The organism is Rhodococcus sp. ACPA1 (assembly GCF_002300195.1).
GTDB classification, from domain to species: Bacteria; Actinomycetota; Actinomycetes; order Mycobacteriales; family Mycobacteriaceae; genus Rhodococcus_F; species Rhodococcus_F opacus.
This window is the reverse complement of sequence record NZ_NSDX01000006.1, coordinates 571198-587623: the sequence shown is the minus strand read 5'-3', so window position 1 is coordinate 587623 and position 16426 is coordinate 571198. Positions and strand designations below refer to the sequence as shown.

Below are 16426 nucleotides of genomic sequence, written 5' to 3'. Positions count from 1 at the left end.
TAAACGCTATGAGTACACTATATTCCGTAGACACCAGCCTCTCAACACGGCTAGCAAGCGCTCAACACCGGGAATCCGGGGTGGAAACAGTGAACTCTATTGGTTCGAAAGTTCCCTGAGCGACCTGGTTCATCTCATGATGGGTTTCCTGAGCCTCGAAGAAAGGGTGCAGTGCAGTGACGAACGAACGCGAAGATTGCCTGGTCGTCTCCGGAGCCGGCAGTGGGATCGGCCGCGCCATCGCCCGCGGCGCCGCGAAACAGGGTATCGCCGTCGCGGTCTGGGACATCGACGCCGACGCCGCGCATGCCGTCGCCGACGAGATCCGCCGGTCCGGTGGCCGGTCGTCGGCGATCGGCGTGGACGTGTCTGACGGCCAGGCCGTGGCCGACGCCCTCGAACGCACCCTGGGCTGGCACGTCCCGAACCTGCTGGTCAACAATGCCGGCCCGCCCAGTGCGCAGCCCCGGCCCTTCGCCGACGGCGTGAACGCGGTCGTCTCCGCGGTCGAGGTGGTGACCTCGGCGTGGCTGCACCGAGTACGCGACCGTGCGGAGGCGGTAGTAAATGTCGCCTCCATCGCCGGCACCACGATCGGCGGCGGCACCGATTGGTACTCGACCGGTAAAGCCGGCGTCCTAGGATTCACCCGCTACCTGGCGGCCTCGGCCCCGGACGGACTGCGCGCCAACGCCGTCGCACCCGGACTCGTCGAAACACCCCGCATGACCGACTATCTCAGCTCGGAGGTCGGCCAACGGATGGTCGCACGCACGCCCCGGCGGTCACCCGTCCAGCCCGACGAGGTCGCCGCCGCAGTTCTGTTCCTGCTCTCCCCCGCGGCGGCGGCCATCACCGGCACCGCCCTAACCGTGGATGCGGGCATGTCCCTGACCGCATGACGGTCCTCCACTCGACCCCGTGTGAAAGGAGCTCTGCTCAGTGAACGTACCGAACCATTCCGGTCGTGACTCGGACCTGATCCGCTGCCTGGGACTGCCCGAGAAGGGCACGATCTACGACCTGTCCTCGGGGTGGTGGCGCCACATGCCGAACTTCGACGGCTACCCCCGATTCGAGGTCGTCACCTATAACTCACCGAGTGGCCAGCGCATCGACGGGCGCTTCCCGTTCGACGACGCGGTGGCCAACGACGTCGAGTTCGGATACGTGTCCGAACTCGTCTCCGGAAGCCTGCACACCGGCACCCACATCGACGCACTGTGCCACGTGACCAGGGGCCCGGACGACGAGTGGCACGGCGGCGTGTCGGCGAACCGGGCGGTTGGCGACTACGGCGCCAACCGCGGCGACGCGTCGACGCTCCCGCCGATCATCGGCCGCGGCGTGCTGCTCGACGTCCCAGGGTCTCTCGGCATGGAGGCCCTGCCCCCGGGATTCGCGATCACCGGCGACCATTTGCAGGGTGCCGCCGAGCGTGCCGGTGTCGAGGTCACCTCCGGAGACACAGTCTTGGTCCGCACCGGACAGATGAAGTACTGGCCCGACGCAGACCGGATCCGACGCGAGAGCGGGGGCAGCGGAGTCGATGTCGACGGGGCCCGGTGGCTCGCCGAACACGGCGCCCGTCACGTCGGCGCCGACACCATGTCGTTCGAGGTGCGCCCCTCCAGGGTGCCGGGCAACCCATTGCCGGTGCACCTGTACCTGCTGCAGGAGCGCGGAATCCACATCCTGGAGTGGATCTACTGCGAGAAACTCGCCGCCGACGGGGTGAGCACCTTCCTGTTCGTAGCACTACCGTTGACGATCCGCGGTGGCACCGGATCACCGATCCGACCGATCGCGATCGTGTGAAACTGCGACACCGGGGAACCGCCGGAAGCCGAATTAGTCGTCGACGGTGGTCGATCCCTCGGAAATCACAAATTGATCCACGAAAAACCCCACCACCATCACAGCCGCTCCGCTAATGCCGCCCGCATTCGGAGCCCCATTCCATCGGAGTCCCCATGTCATCGACCCCGCACACCGATCCCCCCACCGGTGGACTCGACCGCGCGGCGCTGCTCCTCGACGCCTTCGACGGACCCGGCCGGCTCAACCTCGCCCAGGTCGTGAGGCGGACAGGCCTGTCACGCTCGTCGGCGCACCGGATGCTCGAACAACTCGTGCAGCTGCACTGGCTGCGTCGCGACGGGCGCAACTACGAACTCGGCATGCGCCTGTTCGAACTGGGTTCGTTGGCACTACACCAGGATCGTCTGCACCAGGCAGCGCTACCCTATCTGCACGAGCTGCACCGGCTAACCGGACATGTCGTGCATCTCGCTGTCCTCGACGGCGTCGACGTGGTGTACCTGGACAAGATCGGCCCGGGCTTCGGTGCCCAGCTCCCATCCAGGATCGGCGGACGTCAGCCCGCCCACTGCACCAGCGTGGGCAAGGCGCTGCTTGCCAACCTGGCTCCTAGCGAGCGCGAGTGTTTCCTCGCCACGGACCTGCAGGGCTCGACACAGCGCAGCCCGGCGGTGCCGTCCCGGCTGCGCACGGAGCTCGACCGGATCCGCGAACGCGGGATTGCCGTGGACCGCCAGGAATCGGTGGTCGGGATCGCCTGCATCGGCGTGCCGGTCGGCAATCCGGGCAATGTCGTGGCCGGACTGTCCGTGTGCGGTCCGGCTGCGCACATGAAGCCCGAGCACATGCTGGCGACCCCGCTCCGGATCGCGGCGCGCGACATCACCCGAGCGCTCAGCGCAGCCGAGAGCGGCACGCCGTGCCGACCATTCGCCCGCAGCCGGCCAGGCCGGCCTGAAGGAGGCACACGCGAGCTCATGCATTGCGCCACCGAACGCGTCACGACCCGCGGTGCCGCGCGGGCGACAACTACGCCGATGAACTGAACGCGACAGCAGTGTCCACGATCCCACCACTTCGGCGCCGGGACTATCCACGGGATCTTGACGACCGTCGTGGTGTCGACGCCCTCGCACAGCGACAGCGGATCCGGGAGGGGATGCGCGAAAATTCACGAGGATTCCGCTGGATGGCAGCAGGGTTGGGAATCGCCGGGGCGCATGCGGCTTCAATGGCGACGGCGCGGAGTTGCCATCACACGACTCCTCCGCTCAACCAAACAGCCTTCCATGGGCGTCACCACGCCCCGTGCCCGGCCAGATGGTCCAGTTCACGTGGCATCGACGCCGGCCTTCCCGCTGCAATTCTCGGCCTCACCATCACCTCCTCCGCCTGAAACCATCCGACTACCACGCCGGGCCCTCCAGACATGGCGTCATCTCCGACCCCATGCGGCTCGACTCGAGGAGCGAAGCTATGCGATTTACGTATGCCGAGGCGATGACCAATCCCCACTTCTACCTGCCGCTGGCCAGGGCGGCGGAGCAGGCCGGCTACGACAGCATGACCGTCGCCGACAGCATCTGCTATCCCAAGGAGTCGGACTCGGTCTACCCCTACACCGCGGACGGCAGTCGGGACTTCCTCGAAGACAAGGCGTTCCCCGAGGTGCTCATCCTCGCTGCAGCGATGGGTGCCGTGACGAGCACCCTGCGGTTCACCACCTTCGTCCTCAAGTTGCCGGTCCGGCCGCCCGTGCTCGTGGCCAAGCAGGCAAGCACCGTGGCCCACCTGACGAACAATCGTCTGAGCCTGGGTGTCGGCGTCAGTCCCTGGCGCGAGGACTTCGAGGTGATGGGTGTGCCATTCGAAGGACGAGGCACCCGGATGAACGAAGCCATCGACATACTCCGCGGTCTGACCGGTGGTGACTATTTCGAATACCACGGCCAGGTCCATGAGCTGCCTGCCGTCAAGCTGAGTCCGGTACCCACCCGCCCGATCCCGATCCTGATCGGCGGTCACAGCGACGCGGCACTCCGGCGCGCCGCGACCCGGGGCGACGGGTGGATGCACGCTGGCAGCGAAACCGCCGAGTTGGATCGACTTCTCGCCCGGCTCCACCGGTTCCGGGAGGAAGCGGACACCACCGATCACCGGTTCGAAATTCACGTCATCTCACCGGAGGCGTACACCGTCGACGGCATCAAACGCCTCGAGGACAAAGGCGTCACCGATGTTGTCGTCTCGTTCCGGAATCCGTATTCCGCGGGACCCGATACGGAGTCCCTCGACACTAAGATCGCCCATCTTCAGGGCTACGCGGATTCGATCATCGCCCGGCTGAAATGATCGTCACCCGGCCGCCCGTCCGAATGGGCCGGGGTGGTGGAGATCGCACGGCAGGTGACCTACGCGGTTGCGATGCGTGCGGTGTGAGCGCGGCCGGTGGATCGGGATTCCGCTCGGTATTGTTGTTACCCCAGCAACCATCGGGACGAGGACGGGCACGCCCGACTCGCTGGTCGTGTCGATCGGGCGGGGGTCCTTGTGATAGTCCGGGGCCGGAGGGAGGGGTCATGTGCAGTCAGCAGTTGCATCGTGACGAAATGTCGCATATCAATCGGTACCCGGTGTGTTCTTTAGCAATTTTAGGGTGATCCGGCGCGTGCGGAGGCGGACCGGGACGTCGTCCATCCGAGCATGGTTGCCTCCGCGCGGCTCGGGTTTGCGGGGTGGTCGACTACTCGTAGTAGCGTCCGACGTTCTCGACCACGCAGACGGGTTTGGTAGTGCCGCGTCGTTCGAAGGTGCGGGTCGTGATGACGTCGGCCCCGCCGTCGATCTCGACCACTGAGGTCACCATCGCGCGCATGCGGATCGAGGAGCCTACCGGGGTCGGTGACGGAAACCGCACGCGGTTGTATCCGTAGTTGAGGCTTCGGGAGAACCCCTCGAACGTCAGGAGCGAGGACATCAAGCCCGGTCCGAGCGAGAGAACGTACAGCCCGTGCGCGAGGGTCGAGCCGAAAGTGCTGCGGGACCCGCGTTCTTCATCGACATGAATCCACTGATGATCGCCCGTCATGTCCGCGAATGCCCGGATCTGATCCTGGGTGATCTGGTGCCAAACGGTCGGACCGAGCTCAACGCCCACGAGCGCGCGGAAGTCGGCGATGCTGTTCGCTCGGCGGGGTACATGCTGAAACGTCATAATCTTGTCACCATCCGAAACACGGTTTCTCGTCACCCGCTCAGATACCTTCCAGTTATAGGGCACACCCGCATTTTTCGATCTCACCACTACCCGCGAGGCGTACTGGCCATGTCCTGACCCATCCGTCGAACGCCGGTATCCTCGGTGAGACCGCTCTCGGCAATCGCTTATCGGCCTTGACTGATTGCGCACCCGGCTCCTCACCCATCACCCGGCGGACAGAACCGCGCGGCCGTCGGCGAAATTCTCTCGCGTTCAGTGAGCCCGTGATCGGTTGCCCGCTCCGTGGCCGTGACCGGCTCTCGAGTCTGGCCTGCCAACGCCTCCCCACCCACTCCCCCGTACTCGTCTCCCACGCGCGGTACCCCCATGCGGTGGTGCGAGCTCGGAACTCACCGGATGGCAAGCGGGTTGATCGGCGAACCGACCCCGCGGGTGAACTTCAGTGGCGCTCCGGTGTAGAAGAAGTCGTAGGCACCGTCGGCGGCGCAGGCGGCGGCCAGTTGTTCGAGGTCCAGCATTTCGGCGAGAGTCATCCCCATATCCCGGATCAACACCATATGCAGCTCGAACATTGCCCCGGCGTTCTCACCGGGCATCACCTCTACCCCAAAATTGTCCGAACCGACCACCGCGACGTCCCGCTCGCGCAGCCACGAGGCGCAGGCCAAGCCGAGCCCGGGCTCGCCCGCCATGAATCCGGCCGCGTCCTGGTCGGCGAGGAACTTTGCCCGCCAACCGGTTCGGATCAGCAAAATGTCCCCGGGGCCGACCTCCACGCCTTGCGCGGCCGCCACCATATCGAGCTCATCCGGACCAATCACCGAACCGAGATCCAGCCACTCCACACCGCGGAATCGCGCAACGTCCAGCAATACTCCACGGCCGGCGATCCCCTTGGCCTGAGTGTGGATCCCGCACTTGTCGGCACCCTTGACGTTCAGCCCGGACGCGGGATGACCGTTGTAAAGTTGCTCATCGTAATGTACGTGGGCGAGGCTGTCGTACTGCGAGCCCGCTTGCAGCGGCATGAACACGTAGTCGTCGGCCCATTTGAAGCCGCCAGGAAGCACCTGCTCGTGACCGGTCTCCGACATCAGCCGGATCGGATTGATCCGGTATCCGCCTGGCTGCGGCCCGTCCCCGTCGAGCGGAATACCGAGATCGAAGACCTCGCCGGTGCGGACCAGGCCAGCGGCCGCCGCGACACGACCGGGTGTGATGAGGTTCGTGGTTCCCCGCTCGTCATCGGCGCCCCAACGACCCCAGTTGCGGACTTTGCGGCCGAGTTCACGCATGACGGGAACGGCGGTGATCATTCTAGATCCTTCCAGTTGGTGACGTGACAATAGGTCGTGCATCAATGATGCTGCTGCACAGTTACTTTCAACTCTTCTACCCTCACTGGCACCGCCTTGATCAGTGAAACGAAGCCGAAGCGGCCGCGCGATTGCCGGCGGATATCGAAGGGTCCGGTGCCCGTATGTGAGGGCGGTGTCACCTCGAATGATCGTGAGGGGTGGTTGCCCCCTGCTTGCCGGCTTCTCGCCAGATGCCGTTGAAGGCATTCCTCCGATATGTCGAGTTCGGGAACTGGCATAGCGACGCCAATCGTCAGGCGTTGGCCGCCGATCGTGTCGGCGACGTCCGGGCATCGGCATCAGGCAGCGTCAGCTCGCGAATGGACCGGGGCAATGCGTAGGCGGCGACCGCCCCGATCAATGCCACCGTCGCGGACAGCACGAACACGAGGGTGATTCCGCGGTCGGTGTAGAACACCTCGCCCTCTTTAGCCAGCGCGATGTGGGAGTTGAGGAGCACGAAGGCAAGGATGGGCCCGATCGCCGCGAAGAGTGCTTGGGCGACGGCGACGATACTCGCCGATGTCGCCTGCAACTGCGGCGCGACCGCCGCGATGATCAGGTTCGGGATCGAGGCGTAGATCAACCCCTGGCCCAGGCCGAACAATCCGATGAAGACGATCAGCAGAATCTTGTGATCGTGTACCCCTGCTGACAGCAACGCGGCGAGAGTCTCGATCAGCAGACCCGCCGCCATGAGCTGGCGCAGGTGCACCCGGCGGACGAGTACACCCACGAGAATCCCGCCCAGCATCGTCGCTGCGCCGAACGGTGCCTGGAAGACCGCGAAACCTTTTGCCGTGACGTCGAATCCATAACCCAGACCGAGGACTGATGGTGTCATGCACATCAGCGGCAACACCAGCGAAAACACGGTGCCCGCGCCGTAGCAGGCGCCGGCGCCGACCGTGGTCAGGGCGACGGTTCGGCGGCGCAGCACCCGGAGGTCGATAAGAGGGTCGCGGACTACCCGCGCGGACGCGATCCAACAACCCAGCAGAACGGCGCCACCGATGAGGCAGCCGAGCGTCGACGGTGCAGTCCACCCCCACCGAGACCCGAAGCTGATCGCCACCAGGATGGCTGCCAGGCCGATGCTCAGCAGCGGCGCGCCGATCAGGTCGAGACGAGCGTGGGCGCGGATGGAGGACTCGTCGGTAGTGAGGACGATGAGCCCGGCCAGCACGGTCAGCCCGATGACGGCGAACCAGAAGATACTGCGGTAGCCGAAGCCGTCGATCAGCCAACCGGCGAGGACGGGGGCGAGAACCGTGATCACACCCATGCCGCTCGTGGCGATGCTGACGGCCATCGGCACGGTCCGCTTCGGGTACACGTCGCGGATCAAGCTATAACTCAAGAACAGACACGGCGTCAGCAGGCCGGTGAGCGCACGGCCCGCGATGAGCATCGGATAGGTGGTGGCGAGTGCCGAAAGCAACGATCCGAGAGCGGCTATCAGGGTGCAGGCCAACAATAACCGGCGTTTGCCGTGCATGTCTGCGAGCTTACCGACCAGCGGGCAGGAGATGGCCCCCACAAGCAGGAACGCCGTCAACAACCAGGCGCCCTGCGTGGTCTCGTAGTGCGCGAGGATCTCGGGCAGGGCAATCGAGATCATCATGTAGCTGACGGCGAGCATTTCCAACAGCAGCACGATGGTGACCAGTGAGCAAATCAGGCGCGGTGTCCAGCCGCCCTCATCGCAATCGTGCGCAGTGTCGGAGGAGTTGTCGATACGCATGGGCGGCTGTCCGATCTGGAGGAGGTGTGCCGATGAAGGAGTGCGACCGCAGACTTCGGGACTGTCCGCCGGATGGAGGATTATGGCGGACATCACTTTTCGTACGAATTCAGGCTAGCGGCAAGCGGTGTGACATCGACAGGCCGTCCCGATGTGCGGGAAACAAGCCTGCAAGTAATTCGAAGCCTGAAACTCGTTGTGTGACAGCACTGAACTCTCTGCCGTCACGATCACATCCGTTCCCGAGAACCGTCAGTGAACGCTTCCGAACAGCCAATGCCCGGAGGCCGCAGCAGTGCGCGGTGAACCGGTTCGCACCAGCACAAATCACACCGCTGGGCGACTCACGCCGACGATTCCCGGCGGGCTTCCGCCATCGCCCCAGCACGCACGGTCCTGCGGTCCGGTTTGTTGTTGGGAGTCAAAGGAATCGAATCCAGCAGCCGGATCGTCTTCGGGATCTTGAATCCCGCAAGGCTGTCGCGGCAATATTCGCGGAGTTCGTCTGCGGCGATCGTCGCACCCGGCGTAGGGACAACGCCGACTTCGACTCGTTCACCCCAGAAGTCGTCCGGTAGGCCGTACGCAATGGCATCGGCAACCCGCGGATGGCGCAAGACAACCTCCTCGACCTCGCGGGGAAAGACGTTCTCACCTCCACTGATGATCATGTCCTTCTTCCGGCCGGCGATGACGAGCCACCCGTCCTCGGTCCGGGAAGCGAGATCGCCGATGTGGACCCCGTCGGGCCGAAACGTCTCGGCTGTCGCCTCGGGCAGACCGAAGTAGCCCTGGGTCTGCCACGGGCACGACACGACCAGCTCGCCGATCTCGCCGCTGCCGACCTCGAGGCCATCGTCCCCCAGTATCCGAACCACGACCCCGGGCAGCGGACACCCGACGCCGGCGAAGCGACCGGCCAGGAGATCTTCGTGATCGAAACCGATTACCGACCCGAACTCGGTGGCACCGAAGCCGGCCCGAATCCGGGCGTTCGGGAAGTCCCGGAGCAGATCGCGGACGAAGTCGCCAGTGGACGGTGCCGAACCGTAGCGTATTGCCGTCACCTTCTCCCGGTCGGTGGAGGCGAACATGCCGTGCTCACGCAGAGCGGTGAACATGGTGGGTGCCCCCATCAGCCGGCTGGCCCCGTCGTCGATGGCCGCCAGGGCGGCGGCGGCGTCGAAACGCCGGTGGATCCAGACCTCGCCACCGGCGAAAAGCGGTGTCAGCACGCTGGTTCCGAGGGTGATGTGAAAGAAGGGCGAGAAGCATAGCTCGACGTCCGCCGGCGTGCGGGGATTGCCATGGGCGCAGGTGTTTAGCCACAGCCACAGGCTGCGATGGGTATGGAACGCGCCCTTCGGGGAACCGGTGGTGCCCCCGGTCGGGAAGATTATGGCCGGGGAGAATTCCGGCACCGGGGTCAGGTTTCGCGTCGGGGTGTGCAGGGGCGCCAGCCGTTCGGTGATCTCGGTCGTCGCGGCGGCCGCCGGCAACTCGATGACACGGTGGCCCGTCTGACGGGCGAGGTCGGCGTACGCGGGATCGGCGACGACGACGCTCGGTTCGAGCGCCACAAGGTACGCGCGCGACTCCACGGCGGTGAGCCGGATGTTGAGCGGCGCCGCTACCAGCCCGGCCGCCATCGCTCCGAGGATCACCACCGTGTGCGGAATCGACGGCTCCATCGCGGTCACGACCCGATCGCCGGTCCGCAGTCCTGAATTCAGCAGCCCCGCGCCAACGCCGTCCATGGCATCGGTGAGGCCGGCGTAGGTGAGCTCGCCGCATTCGTCCCGGAGCGCGCGTCGATGCGCCCCGTGTGGCTGTGTCCCGATCGACCGAAGCCAGGAGGGCAGGGTCAACTCTGCGTGCACGCGCATTCTCCTTTTCGTCACCGCCTCGCGCCTCGAGCGCGGGCTCCTCGGCCGGAGCCGAGCTCAATCGGTCGAATTGAGTATACTCATCGAGCCGCCGACTGGAAGACCTAGGCATGGCAGGAAAGTCGGGCAGGTTGTTCGCCGAGGATCTGCCATCGTGACCGGCGCTGGACCGCCTACGCCCACGCGACCGCGTCGCAACTGAGGGCGCATCCATTGTGGTCACCGACATCAACAGGGCCGCGGCCGAAACGGCCCTCGACGAGACCCTACGCAAGGGGCGGCACCGCCCGCCCTCGCCCACGTCGCTTCGGTCGCTCACGGGGGGTGGCCTCCGCCCTGATGCGGCAGTGCCGCACCCGGTTCGAGGCCGTTGAGGGTGTCATCCACAACGCCGGGGTCGTTCATTCCGGATCGCAGGTGTAGCAGGTCCAGGCGCGTGCGCCGAACCGTGGACGTCACCACTCTCGGGTTCCGTTCTGCGGAATCAATATACTCAATGCCCTGCGCGGCCAGGGTCCGGATCGATCGTCGTCATAATCTCCGGCACTCGCCTCGGAATCGCCGACATGAGCACCCGCGGGGCGGCGACGGGGTTCGCGTCCTCGACTGCCAGGGGGCGGGGGACGGAGATCCACAGGAGTCCCGGTATGCAGGCGGACCCGGTGGCGCGACCGCGATGACCGAGCAGTCGCCCGACGGCGCGGCGGACGCCGACCGGCCCGAGCCCGCCCGAGCACGGCGTTCAGCACGCGCTGGTCGCCGTCGCGGGTGGCCGCTGCGTTCGGTGACGAACTGGCCGACGAACTCCGTCCGGCCGTCCGCGACAAGGCGCCACCGGCCGCTCCGCAATCACAGCCGGGCGAGCCCAGCCACTTGCCCCGCCCACATATTGAGTATACGGTTTTACGTATCGAGTTCTTAGAAGTGCGTCATTCACGCAAACAACTGCGGTAATCAGTATCCTCGACTGCAGGATCCCGCGCCGCACGACGACCGTTGTCATCACGTTAGGAGCAAACTCACGTGGAGTGCACCCAGAGTGTCCCAGCCAGGGGGCAGTATTTTCCGCCCCGCCGCGAGGAGGCGAGCTGATGGAATTCGCATGGAGCCCGCAAGACACCGCCTTCCGCGGGGAACTCGTCGATTTCCTCGACACCGAGTTGACCGGGGCATGGCACCGCTCCGACGGAACCGGGCTCGGCAGCGCCGTCTACACCGACTTCTCGCAAAAGTTCGTCGGCAAGCTGGCCGACAAGGGCTGGCTGACCCCACACTGGCCAACCGAGTACGGCGGCGGCGGTCAGGGCGCCTGGCAGCACTTCGTGCTCGGCGAGGAGATGTGGAAGCGGGGCGAACCGCGCGGACCGCAGTACATGAACGTCAACTGGGTCGGCCCGGCCATCATCAAATACGGGACCGACGAGCAGAAACAGGCACTGCTCCCGCCGATCGCGCGGGGAGAAGTGTTCTGGTGCCAGGGATTTTCCGAGCCCGAGGCCGGAACCGACCTGGCATCGCTGAAGACTCGCGCGGTCCGAGACGGTGACGAGTTCGTCATCAACGGCCAGAAGATCTGGACCTCGTACGCGAACGCCGCCGACTACTGTTTTCTGCTGGCGCGCACCGGATCCACGGCGGACGGCCGCAACGGCATTTCGGTGTTCCTGTTGCCGATGGACACACCCGGCGTCGAGGTCCGGCGAATCGACTGCCTGGTCGGCGAGCATTCGTTCAACGAAGTATTCCTCACCGACGTGCGGCTGCCCGTGAGCGCCCTGCTGGGCGAGGAAAACACCGGCTGGAACATCGTCCGACGTACCCTCGTCTATGAGCGGGTCGGGGCGCCACGCTATGCGCGGGCCGCCCTCGTACTCGACGGGCTCGCCGAGTGGGCCACGGACCGTGGCGAGTTGGCCGACCCCGGGGTCCAGGAGCAGTTCGGCGAGGCGCGGGCGTTGTGTGAGGCCGCGAGGGTTCTGGTGTACCGCGTGATCGACGAACGCGCCAAGCAGAAGGAACCATCCCCGCTGGCCTATCAGGCACGCGCGGCGATGGTGCAGGCCGAGCGCGCGGTCGGAGATCTGGCGTTGGACGTCATGGGGAGCGAAGCCCTGGTCGAGCACTCCCTCGGTGACGCCCAGTTCCGCAACTCTCTCGGTGCCGGAATCGCGGCCGGCAGCTACGAGGTCCAGCTCAACTTGATATCGCGCCTTATCCTGGGAATGCCGAAGGAATAGACATGGATTTCGAACTCTCGCAAACGCAGCGTCCTATCCTGGACGCGCTCGATGCACTGCTCGGCCGGTATGCCGGGGTGGAGCGATGTCGCAAACTCGCCTCGGTCGAAGGCTATGACCACGCCCTCGAACGAGAGCTGCGGGTCTCCGGCTTCTTCGACCTGTTCGACGAGGACAGTGTGGGTCCGCTCGGGGCGACGCTCGCGGTGGAGCGGATCGGCGCGAACTTGGGCACGATCGCCGCCGCGGCGCACCTGCTGGTGTGGCCCGCGCTCGGGATCGAGCCGCATGAGGGCCCACTCGCCCTGGTCCAGGACGGTGTGGAACGGCCCGTCCGGTTCGCGGCGGAGGCCACCTCGATCCTGGTCGCCGGACCGGATCGGTGCACACTGTCGGCGTCGACGGTGAGCACCGACTCCGCGGTGCCCTCGGCGTACGGGTTCTCGTTGGGACGGCTCGTCCCGGCCGACAAGGAACTCGAATTGGCCCCGGGAACGGCGGCGACCATGCTCAATTGGTGGCGTGTGGGCGCGTCCGCCGAGGCGGTCGGGATGATGCAGCAGGCACTGGACATCGCGGTCCAGTACGCCAAGGACCGGCAGACCTTCCGACGCGCGATCGGGTCGTTCCAGGCGCTGCAGCACCGCCTGGCCGAACTGACCATCCTTGTCGAGGGGGCCCGCTGGCTCACCTACGAGGCGGCCTTCCATAACGCACCCGCGGAGGCGTCGGCCACCGCGGCGGCGCACACGATGGCCGCCCTGGGCCGGCTGACGCGGGAGACGCACCAGATCATGGGGGCGATCGGGCTCACCCGGGAGCACGATTTACACCTCTACACGCTGCGCCTGCAGGCCCTTCGGACCGAGCTGGGTGGGTTGCGCGGGCATCGGCGGGCGCTGGTCACCGCACGCTGGGGCGTGCCCGCATGATGGACCGACCCGCGGGGTTGACCCCGGACCAGCAGGCACTGGCGGAGACGGTGCGCGGCTACTGCCGAACCCGGTGCACCGAGGACATCCAGCGCGGACTCGGTGCGCGTTTCCCGATCGGCTTCTGGACCGGCCTGGCCGACCTCGGAATCTTCGCCCTGGCGATGCCCTCGGAGGAGGGCGGGGCGGGCGAGATCGTCGCGGCGAGCATCGAACTCGGCCGGGCATCGGCACCCGGACCGGTGGCGGCGACCTTCTTCGCCGCACACGCGCTGCCCGAGGACCGGTCCGGTGCACTCGTCGCGGGCGCGGAACTGGTGTCGCTCGGGGTTCCGCCGCTCATGCCCTGGGCGGCGGTCGCCGAGGTGTTCATCGAATGGGCCGGCGACGGGGCGTGGCTGGCGCGGCGGGTCGGCGAGGTGGAGCCGGAGGACACGCTCGGCAACGAACCGTGGGGTCGCGTTTCGGTGGATCGGGAACGGCTCCTCGATCGTGTCCCGGCCGCCGCCGACCTCTTCCACCTCGCGGTGGCCGGGTACGCCGTGGGTGCCGGGCGGCGCGTCCTGGACACCGCGGTCGACCACGCGCGCAGCCGCGAGCAGTTCGGCCGGAGCATCGGGTCGTTCCAGGCGGTCGCGCATCCGCTGGTCAACGCTGCCCTCGAGCTCGAGGCCTCGGAGAAACTGGCTATCGTCGCCGCCCGCGCCGTCGACACCGCACCCGCGAACGGCGCGGGTCTCGCGGCGGCGGCGCGGCTGTCCGCGTCGAGGGCCGCGATGAGCGCCGCCTTCGCCGCGCATCAAACCCTCGGCGCCATCGGATACACCGTGGAGGGACCGATCGGTCATGTGACCCAACGTATCCGGCAGATCACCCTGCTGACGGATGCGGACTCCGGGCTCGGGAAGCGAGTCTTGACAGCATTTTCCGCAGAGAGGTAGAAGCATGAGCCAGCAAGTCGAGGAAGCAGCAAAGTCGACGGCCCCCGAGGTGCTGTTCGAAAAGCGTGATCACATCGCTTACATCACCCTCAACCGCCCCCACAAGGGAAACTCGTTGACAGGCACGATGATGCCCGTGATGAAGCACATCTGGGGTGAGGTCCGCGATGACCCATGGATCCGCGCGGCTATCGTCACCGGTGCCGGCGATCGACACTTCTGCACGGGGGCCGACGTGGACGCGGTCGCCTCCCGTGGCGGCATGAGCACCGGAACCGGCCCGCTTACCGACGAGGTGTACTGGTCGCCGCGTCAGAATCGGGTGTGGAAGCCGGTGATCTGTGCGGCCAACGGGCTGGTCGCCGGTGCCGGGCTGCACTTCGTCGTCGACGCCGACATCGTCGTGGCCGCGGACACCGCCAGCTTTATGGACACCCATGTCAACGTCGGCCTGGTCGGGGCGATGGAGAATATCGGGCTGGCCAAGCGCCTGCCCCTCGGGACCGCGCTACGGATGACCCTGATGGGCCGGGACTATCGGCTGCCCGCCGGGCGCGCGTACCAGCTGGGGTTGGTCGACGAGTTGGTCGCACCGGATGAGGTGATGGACACCGCGGAGCAGATCGCGAGCAGCATCGTGAAGAACTCCCCGGCGGCGGTGTCGCTGTCCCAGCAGGCGATCTGGAACTCGCTGGAGATGGGATACACCCAGGCCTGCGAGTACGGCTGGGCGTTATTGCGCATGCACTGGGCGCACCCGGACGCGAAGGAGGGCCCGCGCGCCTTCAGCGAACGGCGCCCACCGAACTGGACCACCCCCGAACGTCCGGAGGCCTGACATGGACTTCGGATTCTCGCCGCAGGAAGAACAGTTCCGAATCGAGGTACTCGACCTCCTCGACAAGTTCCGCGGTGTCGACGGATACTTCCACCGCGGAGTCGATGCCTGGAAGGCCGTACAGCAGGTCTACCGCGAACTCGGTGAGCGCGGCTGGCTCTCGCTGTCCTGGCCGGTCGAATTCGGCGGCGGCGGAATGCCGCCAGTCTACGAGTTCATCCTGTGGGACGAGATGGCGTACGCGCGGATCGCGCGACCTCCGATGGGGCCGGGTCTGGTCGCCAAGGCGTTGATGACACACGGGACCCCCGACCAGCACGACCGCTACCTCCCCGCGCTGCGCGCCGGCACCATGAACTTCTGCCTCGGCTACTCCGAGCCCGACGCCGGCTGCGACCTTGCCGCCGTGCGCACCCGCGCCACCCACGCCGGTGGGGTGTACCGCATCGACGGGGCCAAATGCTGGACCTCCAATGCCCATTGGGCCGACAACATCTGGCTGCTCGCCCGCACCGGGGAGCCCGGCAGCCGCTCCCGTGGGCTCAGCGTCTTCATCGTGCCGCTCGACTCCCCCGGCATCACCATTTCACCGATCCCGACACTCGAGGGTGGCCGCCTCAACGAGGTCCGGTTCGACCATGTCGAGGTGCCCGTCGAGAATCGGGTCGGCGAGGAAAACCACGGCTGGCAGGTCGTCGGTTCGGCCCTCGCCGTCGAACGGCACGTGCAGTTCCCACCGAAACGAGTGCGCCGCGACCTCGAGGACCTCATCGACTGGGTCGAGAAGAACGGCCTCGACGACACACCCCTGGTGACGCAGCGGCTGTCGGATCTCGCGGTCAAGGTCATGGAAGTCGAGGCGCTATCACTCGCACTCCTCGGCGAGGTCACCGCCGGCGAACCCTCGGCGGTCGCCGCGGCGTATCACAAGCTCGCCGGCACCACCCTGTGCCAGGACATCGCCCGAGCCGCGATGGAGTTCGGGACACCGGAGGCACTTGTTCGGGGCACTGACGTCGAATTCATGTGGCGCCAAGCGATTCTGGAGACCATCGGCGGCGGCACTTCCGAGGTCATGCGCGGCGTGATCGCCCGGCAGTCGTTGCATCTGGACAGCACGCTCTAACCGCCACCACGGCGGCTTCATCCGACGTCTCAGTCGAGTCCGGTCGTCGCGACGGCAACTCGGCCAACCCGTCGCATCTCTCCGTCAATTGCCCCTCAACCGCGAAAGTCACCATGACCGTCGCCGAAGCCAGCGAGAACCACACCACCATCGCCGACCTCGGCCGCGACGAAGTGCGCGCTGCCGCCGCCGAGGTCGGGCTGCGCCTAAACCTGGATCCGTGGAGACTACGCAGACCGTAACGGCGTGTGAATGACGAAAGCGCCTCCCGTAGTGAGACAATCAAGATTCTCACATCACGATCGTCCACATACGGAAGGGCA

General features: G+C 66.3%; 14 protein-coding genes. 10 read left to right on the top strand and 4 right to left on the bottom strand.

All coding sequences use genetic code 11. The annotated features are described in order from the left end of the window. Nucleotides 1-176 precede the first annotated feature (176 nt). The 4 genes from CJ177_RS32130 to CJ177_RS32115 all read left to right on the top strand — a co-directional run bounded on the left by CJ177_RS32130 (nt 177) and on the right by CJ177_RS32115 (nt 4173). The gene (locus CJ177_RS32130) at nt 177-902 is read left to right on the top strand and encodes an SDR family NAD(P)-dependent oxidoreductase (RefSeq protein ID WP_095869465.1); all 726 of its coding nucleotides are present in this window, start codon (nt 177-179) and stop codon (nt 900-902) included. Nucleotides 903-942: 40 nt separating this feature from the next. Further along, nucleotides 943-1818 carry a cyclase family protein gene (locus CJ177_RS32125; protein ID WP_257014772.1) on the top strand — a complete coding sequence of 292 codons (876 nt, stop codon included), beginning with the start codon at nt 943-945 and terminating at the stop codon, nt 1816-1818. A 155-nt stretch (nt 1819-1973) separates the two neighbouring features. Beyond that, nucleotides 1974-2867 carry an IclR family transcriptional regulator gene (locus CJ177_RS32120; RefSeq protein WP_095869464.1) on the top strand — a complete coding sequence of 298 codons (894 nt, stop codon included), beginning with the start codon at nt 1974-1976 and terminating at the stop codon, nt 2865-2867. Between the two features lie 430 nt (nt 2868-3297). Further along, complete coding sequence (locus CJ177_RS32115; RefSeq protein WP_061042947.1) at nt 3298-4173, top strand: TIGR03619 family F420-dependent LLM class oxidoreductase; 876 nt, start codon at nt 3298-3300, stop codon at nt 4171-4173. A gap of 391 nt (nt 4174-4564) precedes the next feature. On the opposite strand, the gene CJ177_RS32110 is transcribed toward CJ177_RS32115, so the two are convergent. The 4 genes from CJ177_RS32110 to CJ177_RS32095 all read right to left on the bottom strand — a co-directional run bounded on the left by CJ177_RS32110 (nt 4565) and on the right by CJ177_RS32095 (nt 10029). Then, on the bottom strand, nt 4565-5035 hold the full coding sequence (locus CJ177_RS32110; RefSeq protein WP_061042946.1) for a MaoC family dehydratase: 471 nt from the start codon (nt 5033-5035) through the stop codon (nt 4565-4567). A gap of 395 nt (nt 5036-5430) precedes the next feature. Beyond that, nucleotides 5431-6357, bottom strand: a complete 927-nt coding sequence (locus CJ177_RS32105) for a cyclase family protein (RefSeq protein WP_061042945.1) — start codon at nt 6355-6357, stop codon at nt 5431-5433. A 295-nt stretch (nt 6358-6652) separates the two neighbouring features. Continuing rightward, nucleotides 6653-8143 (bottom strand): MFS transporter, encoded by a 1491-nt coding sequence (locus CJ177_RS32100; protein WP_095869538.1) that lies wholly within the window; start codon nt 8141-8143, stop codon nt 6653-6655. A 344-nt stretch (nt 8144-8487) separates the two neighbouring features. Continuing rightward, entirely contained in the window at nt 8488-10029 is a 1542-nt protein-coding gene (locus CJ177_RS32095; RefSeq protein WP_095869463.1) for a class I adenylate-forming enzyme family protein, read from the bottom strand. Nucleotides 10030-11120: 1091 nt separating this feature from the next. Here CJ177_RS32095 and CJ177_RS32090 point away from each other — a divergent pair. From CJ177_RS32090 to CJ177_RS48570, 6 genes are all read left to right on the top strand, one after another. After that, entirely contained in the window at nt 11121-12266 is a 1146-nt protein-coding gene (locus CJ177_RS32090; protein ID WP_095869462.1) for an acyl-CoA dehydrogenase family protein, read from the top strand. A 2-nt stretch (nt 12267-12268) separates the two neighbouring features. Continuing rightward, nucleotides 12269-13198 (top strand): acyl-CoA dehydrogenase family protein, encoded by a 930-nt coding sequence (locus CJ177_RS32085; RefSeq protein WP_095869461.1) that lies wholly within the window; start codon nt 12269-12271, stop codon nt 13196-13198. Beyond that, on the top strand, nt 13195-14139 hold the full coding sequence (locus CJ177_RS32080; RefSeq protein ID WP_257014770.1) for an acyl-CoA dehydrogenase: 945 nt from the start codon (nt 13195-13197) through the stop codon (nt 14137-14139). The genes CJ177_RS32085 and CJ177_RS32080 overlap by 4 nt, the downstream gene beginning before the upstream one ends. Before the next feature lie 4 nt (nt 14140-14143). Further along, complete coding sequence (locus CJ177_RS32075) at nt 14144-14977, top strand: enoyl-CoA hydratase/isomerase family protein (RefSeq protein WP_061042939.1); 834 nt, start codon at nt 14144-14146, stop codon at nt 14975-14977. Nucleotide 14978: 1 nt separating this feature from the next. Beyond that, nucleotides 14979-16103 carry an acyl-CoA dehydrogenase family protein gene (locus CJ177_RS32070; RefSeq protein ID WP_095869459.1) on the top strand — a complete coding sequence of 375 codons (1125 nt, stop codon included), beginning with the start codon at nt 14979-14981 and terminating at the stop codon, nt 16101-16103. A gap of 113 nt (nt 16104-16216) precedes the next feature. Then, complete coding sequence (locus tag CJ177_RS48570; RefSeq protein ID WP_257014768.1) at nt 16217-16345, top strand: hypothetical protein; 129 nt, start codon at nt 16217-16219, stop codon at nt 16343-16345. Nucleotides 16346-16426 lie beyond the last annotated feature (81 nt).

What these genes read in the sequence shown, in the direction of transcription:
- CJ177_RS32120 (WP_095869464.1), top strand. Translation starts at nt 1,974, where the DNA reads ATGTCATCGACCCCGCACACCGATCCCCCCACCGGTGGACTCGACCGC.
- CJ177_RS32115 (WP_061042947.1), top strand. Translation starts at nt 3,298, where the DNA reads ATGCGATTTACGTATGCCGAGGCGATGACCAATCCCCACTTCTACCTG.
- CJ177_RS32110 (WP_061042946.1), bottom strand. Translation starts at nt 5,035, where the DNA reads ATGACGTTTCAGCATGTACCCCGCCGAGCGAACAGCATCGCCGACTTC.
- CJ177_RS32105 (WP_061042945.1), bottom strand. Translation starts at nt 6,357, where the DNA reads ATGATCACCGCCGTTCCCGTCATGCGTGAACTCGGCCGCAAAGTCCGC.
- CJ177_RS32100 (WP_095869538.1), bottom strand. Translation starts at nt 8,143, where the DNA reads ATGCGTATCGACAACTCCTCCGACACTGCGCACGATTGCGATGAGGGC.
- CJ177_RS32095 (WP_095869463.1), bottom strand. Translation starts at nt 10,029, where the DNA reads ATGCGCGTGCACGCAGAGTTGACCCTGCCCTCCTGGCTTCGGTCGATC.
- CJ177_RS32090 (WP_095869462.1), top strand. Translation starts at nt 11,121, where the DNA reads ATGGAATTCGCATGGAGCCCGCAAGACACCGCCTTCCGCGGGGAACTC.
- CJ177_RS32085 (WP_095869461.1), top strand. Translation starts at nt 12,269, where the DNA reads ATGGATTTCGAACTCTCGCAAACGCAGCGTCCTATCCTGGACGCGCTC.
- CJ177_RS32080 (WP_257014770.1), top strand. Translation starts at nt 13,195, where the DNA reads ATGATGGACCGACCCGCGGGGTTGACCCCGGACCAGCAGGCACTGGCG.
- CJ177_RS32075 (WP_061042939.1), top strand. Translation starts at nt 14,144, where the DNA reads ATGAGCCAGCAAGTCGAGGAAGCAGCAAAGTCGACGGCCCCCGAGGTG.
- CJ177_RS32070 (WP_095869459.1), top strand. Translation starts at nt 14,979, where the DNA reads ATGGACTTCGGATTCTCGCCGCAGGAAGAACAGTTCCGAATCGAGGTA.
- CJ177_RS48570 (WP_257014768.1), top strand. Translation starts at nt 16,217, where the DNA reads ATGACCGTCGCCGAAGCCAGCGAGAACCACACCACCATCGCCGACCTC.